The following is a 9,783-nucleotide window of genomic DNA, read 5'->3' as shown; positions in this document are numbered from 1 at the left end:
TTGCAGGGCGTTGCTCTCCGATCCTTGCGCTCCTTAGCCAGAGCGCACTCTCTCTAGACCGCGCAACGGCGTTTGGATCAAGCCTCTTCTTGGCCAGAACCAGGATCACGTAGCGCCGTCACAGAGGTTGCTAGAATCGCAGCGCCAGTGTCATTGATCAAGACAACGTCGTTGCCCTGCATCCGGGTTTCACGCACCGAGGTATAGACTTCGGCCACCTCGGAAAGCACCACTTCACCGTCGACCTTGCTCTCTACCACAAAGCTGTAGTTGCCAGCCGGCGCGATATCGCCGCTAAAGTTGGTGCCGTCCCAATTATAGGGATCCGCCGAAACAGGCAAATCGATGCGATTGACTTCATCGCCATCGGCATTGCGCACGATCATCGTTACCTCATCCGCCGAGGCCGCAGGGTTGGGGGCAATATTGATCGCTTTGGTGCCGTCAAAATGCGCCGCTGTGGCTGAACGCACCTCCATGCCGACCCAGCCGGTCAAGGCCGCCATATTGCCCAGACCCAGCTGATCCAGCGCCGAACCGAGGTTGTCATTGGTCAGAACCTGCTGTTCAACCATAGAGAATTCCGCCAGCTGCGAGGCATATTCGGTATTGTCCATTGGCTCTGTCGGGTCCTGGTATTTTGCCTGAGCTGTCAACAGCTTGATGAAAGTGTCAAAATCAGAGGTCAGGTTGGTACCGCCTTTGGCAGCGGTGCTTGCCGGGCGGGGTGTGACCGCCGAGCTGGCCGAAGATACTTCAGTTGTCATCACTTAAACCCTCATGTCCACGCCGGCATTTCCAAGCCGGAGATGTTGTACCTGTGTTTCTGCGACCTCTGCCGCAGTCAAATCATCGCTGTGTCTGGTGCCGGATATCCCGGCACTGGTCTGGCCGTCGCTGTCGCCTTTGGCCTGCCCACCCGACGCGCCACCACCGTTGAATTCAAAAGAGATGTTTTCGAACCCCATCTTGCGGAATTCATCTGCCAGCTCGTTGATATGGCGGCGCATCAGATCGCCCGTTTCCGGGCGTTCGGTCTGAATCACCACTGTAATCCCTGATTCGCTGGTGCTGACCCGCATTTTGACCCGGCCAAGCTCCTCGGGGTTCAGGGCAACATCAACGTTGCGATCCCCCTTGGCCACAAAGGCTTGGGCCAGTTGCGCGCCAATCAGGCGCGGTGTTTCAGGGCGATGAACGGTGCCCGGCTGAAAGACCGCTTCGGTCAGCAATTGCGATAGGCCCGGCATATCAACTGCGGGGTCCCCCGCCAAAAGCTGCGCCTCGGCACCACGCCCACCGGCTGCACCACCATCAGCGCCCATGACCTGGGCGGCAAAGGCCTGCTGAACAGCGCTGATCTGCGCAGCAGCAGCGGATTTCACGCCCGCCGTAGCGGCCCCTGTCACGGCATTGCCTGACACGGTGGCCTGTGCCTCACGCGATTCGTGTGCGCGGCCCTGCGCCCGGCGGCCCGGATCACTGGCAGCCACTGCGCGCGGTTGCCCAACAGCGGCCAGGGTTTCGGCAAGGCCGAGTGATTTGCTGCCAGCGGATTTACCGCTCGCATCCACTGCAGCAGCCTGTGTTGCCGGATCTGTATCTACGGCGGGACCAGGCACAGCCTGAGCTACACCTTCCTTACCGGCGGCACCCGCGGCAAGGGGCACCGCAGATTTGGCCGCGCCTGCCCCGGTCTGAACCTGCCAGTTCACCCCATCCTGCACGCGCTGTGCTGCCTGGGTTGTTCCCATGCTGGCCTGACGCTCGGTTGCAGATAGATCAACATCACCGACCTTGGGCGAATCTGCACTGGCGGGAACGGTGGCCTCTACCGCGACTTTTGTTGCGCTCGTCTGACCTGCCGCCTGAGAGGCGCCCTGCACCTGAGCGGCCACTACAGTATTTTGTGTCTTGCTGCCCTGTGGCTCCGCCCTGACGGTTGCGGCAACTTGCGATGCAATTTCTACCCCGTCTTCTGCTGTCACGGCGGTCTGGGCGGTCTGGGCGGTTGGCTCAGCGGCGATATTTTGCACCCGCGCGACGCTCTCAGGCGAATCACCTGATTTAGTGCCCACAGGCTTTTGCTGTGTATCGCCCAGTGCAACCAGACCAAGTTCAACCGTGTCTTCCGCAGTAAGGTCGGCGTCTTCCGCAGTAAGGTCGGCGTCTGCTGCGGGAAGGTCGGTGCCTTCTGCTGCCTCAGCCGGTATTACAGGGACCTCTGCGCTGTCATCGGCAAGCCCTGTCAGTTCACTATCAAAGGGCAGCGCCACTGCGTCATCGACCTGCGGGCCTCCGTCGGACTGGGCTGCAACTACTGGTTTTTGTGCGGCAGGCTTTGTCCCTGCTTCTACAGTCTTGCTGTCTGCAGCTTTTTCAGTCTGTTTTTCGGGTTGATCAGCGCGATCTTTGTCGGAAACGGAATTTGCTTCGCGGCGACGGGCGCGATCATCCACATGATCAGAGAAGCTGCGCGTGCTTTGCTGTCGCGTCGGGCTTTGTGTCGCCTTGGCGCCGGCCGGGTCTGCAGCGCCGGAGCGCGCCTGACCAAAGAGTATACTTGTAAGCATAGGATTCCAGACATTCTATCTCGATGCCCTCCTAACTAGCGCAAAGCGGTTACGGTAATTTTAACCGCTCTTGGGGCAATCTCAGAAAAATCATCTAAAGCTGGATTTAAACTGGAGAGACCTGCGGAATGGCCAATCTGACAACAGTTCATCAGGCGGCGCCCCCACCACCTGCGCTTCAACGCCCCTCGCAAGAGGATGCGATTCGGGACGCCGCCAAGAAGCTAGAAGCCTCTTTTCTAACTGAAATGTTGAAATCTGCCGGGCTTGGAAAAAGCCGCGAAGGCCTAGGCGGAGGCGGCGCTGGCGAAGATCAGTTCTCCAGCTTCCTCGTGCGCGCGCAGGCGGAACAAATCACTGAATCCGGCGGCATCGGCCTCGCCGAATCACTTTATCACGCAATGAAGGATTCCTTTAATGACTGACCTTACCCCACAGAGCCTTATCGAAGAGCTGGACGCCATCCTGGATCAAGAACGCAGCGCCCTGGTGCGCGGCGAGCTGGAACAGATCCAAGCGCTGCTGACCCGCAAAGAGGCGGTCATCGCGCAACTCAACATGATTGAGAACCTGGAGCGCAGCACTCTCAGCAAAGTGCAGACAAAGGTGTCACGCAATCAAGAGCTGCTCAACAGTGCAATGGAAGGTATCCGCAGTGTTGCCTCCCGTATGTCTGAACTGCGCCGGGTCAAGAAAGGGCTCGATGTATATGACAGCGCCGGGCGCAAATCCCGCTATGGCACCGCCATGGGTCAACGGCTGGAAAAACGCAGCTAAGGATCCGCCGCGGTTGAGTAAAATTCTAGGAAATGCCCCTTTGGACATTAGCACTCCCTTAGCACCTTTCGCGGCAATGTCGTCTTGCATCTCATCACTGGGATGGCGCGGAAGCCGATCGGCGGAACGCACTGTCAGAAAGACGCTAAAATGCCCTTCGGGGCTGGGAAAAAACTAGAGACCAAAGTGTCTCGATCGCTAAAGGAACTATACTATGACCAGCATTCTGACAAATAGTGGCGCAATGGTTGCACTCCAGACTCTGTCGATGGTGAACGACAATCTGGAAGGCACTCAGGCCGAAGTATCCACTGGTAAAAAGGTCGGCAGCGCCAAAGACAACGCCGCTGTTTGGGCTATCTCCAAGACCATGGAATCTGACATTGCCGGCTTCACCGCCATTCAGGACAGCCTTGACGTTGGTGAAGCCACCGTTGCTGTTGCTTCTGCCGGTGCCGAGCAAATCGTTGACGTTCTGAAGGAAATGAAGGCCCTGGCGGTTTCGGCGCAATCCGAAAACGTTGACCATACCACCATCGACGCTGACATGGCGAAGAAGGCTGAGCAGATCGAAGCCATCATCGCGGCATCGCAGTTCAACGGTGCCAACCTGCTGGCGACTGACGTTGACGGTAACACCACAACCTCGCTGAATGTTCTTGCCTCGCTGGACCGTGTTGGTCCTACTGGCACACCTACGGCTACTCCCATCACCATCAATACTGTTGACTTCCAGGCCAACATGCTTGTTGGCAGCATGACCGCGATCACAGATGCAACAACCGCTGCCACTGCAATGGGTGAAATCGAAGCCTTCCTGACCACCGCCATCACCGGCGCTGCTCAGCTTGGTGCGGACGCTTCGCGTCTGAAGGACCAGGGTGAATTCGTATCGAAACTGACCGATGCGATGAAACTGGGTGTGTCTGCAATGACCGACGCCAACATGGAAGAAGCATCTGCCCGTCTGAAAGCGCTTCAGACTCAGCAGCAGCTGGCCGTGCAGTCGCTGACCATTGCGAACAAGCAGCCTGAAACCCTGCAGCAGCTGTTCCGCTAAACGACTTGAACCGGGGCGCGCCAGTCGCGCCCCGGTTCCCTCTTCTCAGAGAATCTGAAGAAATAAAACGTTAGGAAAACACGTGAATGCACTTCTGAAAGCGAAGAGTGCCTATTCGGCGGCAAAAGCCCCTACGCGAACAGTCAAAGATCTGGAATTTGATGCCGTTGCACGCATCACACGACAAATGATTACAGCTGCCAAGGCGCGTCCTTACGATTTCAAGGAAATGATCGCCGCAGTAAGCGCCAATCGTCGGCTTTGGATCCTTTTCGCCGCAGACGTCGCCAGCGAAGACAATGGGCTGCCGATGGAACTTAAAGAACAGATCATCTCTCTCGCTGCATTCACCAAACAACACACCAGCAAGGTCATGTCGCGCGAAGCGAACATCCGGCCGTTGGTGGACATCAACACGGCCATCATGCGTGGCCTTCGCAGCGGAGCAACATAATAATGAGTGGACTGGTTCTCAAACTTGCCCCAAAAGAACGCGTTCTGGTCAATGGCGCTGTCATTGAAAACGGCGACCGTCGCAGCCGCCTGTCGATTGTGACCCCGGATGCCAATATCCTACGCCTTCGGGATGCAATTCACCCGGAAGAGGCCACAACCCCTGTGCGTCGCGTCTGCTATGCCGCGCAGCTGGTGCTGACCGGTGATACCGATCCAGATGAAGGCCGCATGCCAATGCTGCGCCACATCGAAGAGCTGAGCCAGGTGTTCAACGACGCCGATAGCCGCGCCAGCCTGGCCGAAGCCACCGAAGCCCTGCTGAGCAACAACCATTACCGGTGCCTCAAGGCCCTGCGCGGCCTGTTGCCAAGAGAGGAACGCCTACTGGCGATACGTCCCTCATGAGCTTCGAGCCAATCCTTCTGTCAACGGGCATCACTGGCTGGACCTTTTTGCAGTCGACCTATGATGACCAGTTCGAGAACTTCAAGAACGACACTGTTCTGAAGCGCGAGAACGATTATTTCACCGAGAACATCGGAAATGTCAGTTCGGCAGAGGATCTGGTCAAGGATCGGCGCCTGCTGGGTGTAGCCCTGAAGGCCTTTGGCCTGGAAGATCAGATTGATTACAAGGCGATGATCCAAAAGGTTCTGGAAGAAGGCACCACAGCTGACGGCAATCTGGCCTCAAAGCTGGACGACAGCCGCTGGGTTGATTTCTCCAAGGCCTTTGGCTTTGGTGGCGGTGAAACCCGCACCAATACCGACCCCGTTGCCATGGCTGCCATCGTGGCTGACAACGAAGCACAGTCGTTCGAGATTGCTGTTGGAGAGCAGGACGAAACCATGCGGATCGCGCTCTATGCCCTGCGTGAATTGCAACAGGTCATCTTGCCCGACGATGCGGAGGAAGACGGCCCCACGGTCAATGCCCAATGGTACAACATCATTGGCCAGCCCCAGTTGTCGAAGATGATGCAGGTCACCTTGAACCTGCCTGAATCAATGAACCTCATTGACGTTGACCAACAGGTGCGCGTCTACAAAGAGGCGGCGCAGCGGCTCCTGGGCACCGATGATCTCAGCTCCTTGTCCAGCGAAGAAGACATGAACAAGCTGGCGATCACCTATCTGGCCCGCGCCGAGGTTGCCGCCATAGGCAACAGCTATTCTTCCAGCGCGGCGGCTCTTTCGCTCTTGCAAGCCTGATATCCGGGCTACCTGACAAAACGAACTGTTACATTGAAAAAAGGCACCGCCAGATTATCTGGTTGGTGCCTTTTTCCTGTTTTTCTGTTGGCATTTCTTAGGTCTGTACCGGCTGCCGGGCCGTTGGCCAGCGCTGCCCGCGCAGGGGCGAGCAGCGGGAAACGGTGCTTTCCTTTGGTTAGCGCCCCTTGCTGGCGCGGCGCAGCATCAACTGCAGCCGGTTAAAGCTGTTCTCCACCCCCTGCGGGTCTTCCTTGCCAAAGAAGGCGTCCAACTCGGGCCAGATCTTCACAGCCTGATCCAGCACCGCGTCATTGCCTTCAGAATACAGCCCCGCCCGGATCATCACTTCGGATTGCTCATAAGATCCAAGGAACTTACGCACCTCCAGAATGGCGCTGTTCTCTTCCGGAGTGGCCGCCGCTGGCAGGCTCCGCGAGACCGAGCGCGACACATCCACTGCCGGAAAGCGGCCACGTTCAGCAATTTCACGGTTAAGCACGATATGCCCGTCCAGAACCCCGCGCAGAATATCTGCGATTGGTTCATCCATGTCAGAGCCCGCAACCAAGACGCTAAAGACCGCCGTGATATCACCCTGCCCCGCAGACCCAGGCCCCGCACGTTCACACAGACCCGTGATAAGTGGTGTCACCGATGGGGGGAAGCCCCGCAGCGCCGGTGCCTCCCCCGAGGCAGCAGAGATCTCCCGGTGGGCTTCGGCGAATCGGGTCACGGAATCGGCCATGAACAGAACATTCTTTCCCTGATCGCGGAAATGTTCGGCAATGGTCATGGCAGCCCAGGCACTGCGACGACGCACAAGGGCCGATTGATCCGAGGTAGCGGCAACCACAACCGCACGTTTCATGCCTTCCGGCCCCAAAACATCCTCAACAAAGTGATTCACTTCGCGGCCCCGTTCACCAATCAGCGCCATGACGACAACATCGGCCTCCATAAATTGCGCCATTTTTGCGAGCAATGTCGATTTACCAACACCCGATCCCGCAAAAAGACCAATACGCTGGCCCTGAACGACGGGGAGAATCGTATTGAACACCGCAAGCCCGGTGTCCAAACGCGCCCCCATATGGCGCCGACCCGCCGCTTTTGGCGGCGGTGCCATCAGGTCTCGGGCCTTCTCTCCGCGCAGCATCGGCTTGCCATCCAGCGGTTCACCAAAGGGATCAATCACCCGGCCAATCCAGTTGTCACCCGGTGCAAATTCCGGCGCCGGATGCAGGCTGACCCGGTCACCCATGGCCACACGATCTGGCGCACGATCTGGTAACATACTGATTTTACTAGAACCAATCTTCAACACCTCGCCGTGCAACTCATCCCCTGGGCCGCGAGTAAGCACCAGGCGATCGCCGATTCGTGCCTCTCGCTCCAGACCGGATATTTCAATTTCCCCACCCGAGATACCGCTGACGCGCCCCATAGAGGTTGCCAGTTTCTGACCGGCGATTTGTTCAGTCAAAGCTTTCAGCTCTGCGATCATGGCCTGAGGCCTCCATCTAGTTCCTGAAACAATTTCTAAAGGAATCAGGGTTAAGCCTTGATTGAAATTGATCGAGGGAGAAGCCCCGGTGTTTACTGAACTGAACGTTTTTAAAATCGCATACTCAATGGCCACCCATGCAGGGAAGCGCCAGGCATTGGTGTCACAGAACATCGCCAATGCAGATACCCCTGGCTATCACGCCAAGGATATCAAACCTTTTAAGGAGGTCTATGCCGCCGGGCCACGTCCTGGTGACATGGTGGCTTCTCGTGGCTCGCATCTGAATGGCATCAACGGCTCCAATATGGATTGGGCTGTGACCACGTCGTCAGATGGTGCCGATCCCAATGACAATACGGTCTCTATCGAAGAGCAAATCCTCAACGGGGTTGAGGTCAAGCGTCAGCACGACCGTGCGCTCGCCATTTACAAATCATCGATGAACATACTGCGATCCAGCCTGGGTCGCGGTTAGAGGAACATGATCCATGAGTGAATTTGCCAATTCCCTGAGTGTGACTGCCAGCGGCCTGAAGGCACAGGCCACCCGGCTGCGTCACGTCTCGGAAAACATTTCGAACGCAGATACCCCCGGCTATCGCCGCAAAAGCGTTCCCTTTGAAGCCGTGCGCGATCTGAAGAATGACGTAGAGCGCGTCAAGACTGGCCGCGTCTCTCTGGACCGCAGCGATCTAGAGAGCGTCTATGATCCTTCGCATCCGCTATCGGATGCAAGCGGCCACTATGAAGGCTCTAACGTGGATCTGATGATTGAAATCGCCGATGCCCGCGAAGCCCAGCGCAGCTACGACGCCAACCTGAAAATGTTTGAACAAACCCGCAGCATGTCCTCATCCCTGATGAACCTGCTGAAACGCTAACCACATTCGAGGAGATCCAGAATGGATATTCGCTCTATCACTGCCGCCGCTGGTGGCTACGCTGCAGCCCGCCCCGCCACCAAGGTTGACCCGGAATTCCACGGCACCAGCGCCACCGATCAACTGCGCAACAGCTTTGCCAGCTTTAACAATACTATGCAGGTTGGCGAACAGACTGCAGTGCAGTCCATGACAGGCGGTGGCGATCCACATGCCCTGGTGCAGGCCCTGGCACAGACAGAACTGGCCGTCGAAACCGCCGTCACCGTGCGCAACAAGGTTGTCGAAGCCTACCAAGAAATCCTTCGGATGCCGGTCTAAGCCCATGATGAGCGAAGGCCAATTCTACGACACTCTGAGACAGGCGCTTTGGGCCGCGGTGACCATGTCGTCACCGATCTTGGCGGTGGCCCTGATTGTTGGCCTTGCCATTGGCCTGTTTCAAGCCCTGACATCGGTACAGGAAATGACCCTGACCTTTGTTCCCAAGCTGGCGGCCATTGTCGTCGTGTTCTGGATGTCGATGGGCTTCATGACCCAAACGCTCGTGGCCTTTTTCAATGGCCATGTCATTCCCTTGATTGCAGGAGTTTAGTGATGGAATCCGCAGGCTATGCAACCCTATCCCGTCAGACTGGTCTCATGCGTGAAATGCGTGTGGTGGCAAACAACATCGCCAACTCTGCCACCACGGGCTATCGCTCTGAAGGGCTGATCTTTTCGGAATTTGTACAGACCTCTCAGGGACAGGAATCGCTGTCCATGGCGCGGGCCAATATCTTCAACACCTCGATGGAGCAAGGCCAGCTGACCCAGACGGGCGGCACCTTTGATTTTGCAATCGAAGGCGATGCCTATTTCATGATCGAAACCCCGCAGGGGGAACGGCTGACCCGCTCGGGTGCCTTTTCGCCCAATGCCGAAGGCGATCTGGTGACCATGGATGGCCACCGGGTTCTGGATGCAGGCCGCGCGCCTGTCTTTGTGCCAGGCACCGCAGAATCAATCCAAGTGGGCGCCAATGGCACCATCACAGCAGATGGCAATGCGGTTGGTCAGATTGGCCTGTTCCAGCCAGACGAAGAAACCATTCTGATGCGCGAGGACGGAGTGATGTTCCGCGCCGAAGGTGAAATCGTCGACGCCGAAGGCGCCAAGATGGTGCAGGGCTATCTCGAAGGCTCCAACGTCAATGCGATCACCCAGGTGACCCGCATGATTGAAATCCAGCGCGCCTATGAAATGGGCCAGAGTTTCCTGGAAACAGAAGACCAGCGCATCCGTAACGCCATTAAAAACCTGATCAAATCGTAGG

General features: G+C 57.2%; 14 protein-coding genes. 11 read left to right on the top strand and 3 right to left on the bottom strand.

The features are described from left to right. Nucleotides 1–77: 77 nt before the first annotated feature. Nucleotides 78–767 (bottom strand): flagellar hook capping FlgD N-terminal domain-containing protein, encoded by a 690-nt coding sequence (locus LRK71_RS04800; protein ID WP_232401484.1) that lies wholly within the window; start codon nt 765–767, stop codon nt 78–80. A gap of 3 nt (nt 768–770) precedes the next feature. Beyond that, nucleotides 771–2,573 (bottom strand): flagellar hook-length control protein FliK, encoded by a 1,803-nt coding sequence (fliK, locus tag LRK71_RS04795; RefSeq protein WP_232401482.1) that lies wholly within the window; start codon nt 2,571–2,573, stop codon nt 771–773. 128 nt (nt 2,574–2,701) lie between these two features. On the opposite strand from fliK, the gene LRK71_RS04790 reads away from it, so the two are divergent. The 6 genes from LRK71_RS04790 (at nt 2,702) to LRK71_RS04765 (ending at nt 6,077) form a co-directional block, all read left to right on the top strand. After that, a complete protein-coding gene (locus LRK71_RS04790; RefSeq protein WP_232401481.1) occupies nt 2,702–2,998 on the top strand; it encodes a rod-binding protein in 297 nt (98 codons plus the stop codon). After that, nucleotides 2,991–3,350: a flagellar protein FlgN gene (locus LRK71_RS04785; RefSeq protein ID WP_232401480.1), complete on the top strand. Its 360-nt coding sequence runs from the start codon at nt 2,991–2,993 to the stop codon at nt 3,348–3,350. Before LRK71_RS04790 ends, LRK71_RS04785 begins: the two co-directional genes overlap by 8 nt. A gap of 214 nt (nt 3,351–3,564) precedes the next feature. Then, nucleotides 3,565–4,410 carry a flagellin N-terminal helical domain-containing protein gene (locus LRK71_RS04780; protein ID WP_232401479.1) on the top strand — a complete coding sequence of 282 codons (846 nt, stop codon included), beginning with the start codon at nt 3,565–3,567 and terminating at the stop codon, nt 4,408–4,410. Nucleotides 4,411–4,492: 82 nt separating this feature from the next. Further along, nucleotides 4,493–4,864, top strand: coding sequence for a flagellar biosynthesis regulator FlaF (flaF, locus tag LRK71_RS04775; RefSeq protein WP_232401478.1), 372 nt, complete (start codon nt 4,493–4,495; stop codon nt 4,862–4,864). Nucleotides 4,865–4,866: 2 nt separating this feature from the next. Continuing rightward, nucleotides 4,867–5,271: a flagellar biosynthesis repressor FlbT gene (gene flbT / locus LRK71_RS04770; RefSeq protein ID WP_232401477.1), complete on the top strand. Its 405-nt coding sequence runs from the start codon at nt 4,867–4,869 to the stop codon at nt 5,269–5,271. After that, entirely contained in the window at nt 5,268–6,077 is an 810-nt protein-coding gene (locus LRK71_RS04765) for a DUF1217 domain-containing protein (RefSeq protein ID WP_232401476.1), read from the top strand. The genes flbT and LRK71_RS04765 overlap by 4 nt, the downstream gene beginning before the upstream one ends. Before the next feature lie 178 nt (nt 6,078–6,255). On the opposite strand, the gene LRK71_RS04760 is transcribed toward LRK71_RS04765, so the two are convergent. After that, complete coding sequence (locus LRK71_RS04760) at nt 6,256–7,584, bottom strand: FliI/YscN family ATPase (protein WP_232401475.1); 1,329 nt, start codon at nt 7,582–7,584, stop codon at nt 6,256–6,258. Nucleotides 7,585–7,672: 88 nt separating this feature from the next. Between LRK71_RS04760 and LRK71_RS04755 the strand changes: the two genes are divergently transcribed. From LRK71_RS04755 to LRK71_RS04735, 5 genes are read left to right on the top strand one after another with little or no spacing between them, the layout of a single operon-like run. Further along, nucleotides 7,673–8,062: a FlgB family protein gene (locus tag LRK71_RS04755; protein ID WP_232401972.1), complete on the top strand. Its 390-nt coding sequence runs from the start codon at nt 7,673–7,675 to the stop codon at nt 8,060–8,062. 13 nt (nt 8,063–8,075) lie between these two features. After that, nucleotides 8,076–8,468 (top strand): flagellar basal body rod protein FlgC, encoded by a 393-nt coding sequence (flgC, locus tag LRK71_RS04750; protein WP_232401474.1) that lies wholly within the window; start codon nt 8,076–8,078, stop codon nt 8,466–8,468. Between the two features lie 21 nt (nt 8,469–8,489). After that, the gene (fliE, locus tag LRK71_RS04745; protein WP_232401473.1) at nt 8,490–8,789 is read left to right on the top strand and encodes a flagellar hook-basal body complex protein FliE; all 300 of its coding nucleotides are present in this window, start codon (nt 8,490–8,492) and stop codon (nt 8,787–8,789) included. Between the two features lie 4 nt (nt 8,790–8,793). Next, nucleotides 8,794–9,063 carry a flagellar biosynthetic protein FliQ gene (locus tag LRK71_RS04740; RefSeq protein WP_232401472.1) on the top strand — a complete coding sequence of 90 codons (270 nt, stop codon included), beginning with the start codon at nt 8,794–8,796 and terminating at the stop codon, nt 9,061–9,063. Nucleotides 9,064–9,065: 2 nt separating this feature from the next. Then, entirely contained in the window at nt 9,066–9,782 is a 717-nt protein-coding gene (locus LRK71_RS04735) for a flagellar hook-basal body complex protein (protein ID WP_232401471.1), read from the top strand. Nucleotide 9,783: the final 1 nt, after the last annotated feature.

This window comes from Pseudophaeobacter flagellatus (assembly GCF_021228235.1).
GTDB classification, from domain to species: domain Bacteria; phylum Pseudomonadota; class Alphaproteobacteria; order Rhodobacterales; family Rhodobacteraceae; genus Pseudophaeobacter; species Pseudophaeobacter flagellatus.
The sequence above is the reverse complement of the archived record's forward strand: the minus strand, read 5'-3'. Positions and strand labels throughout refer to the sequence as shown.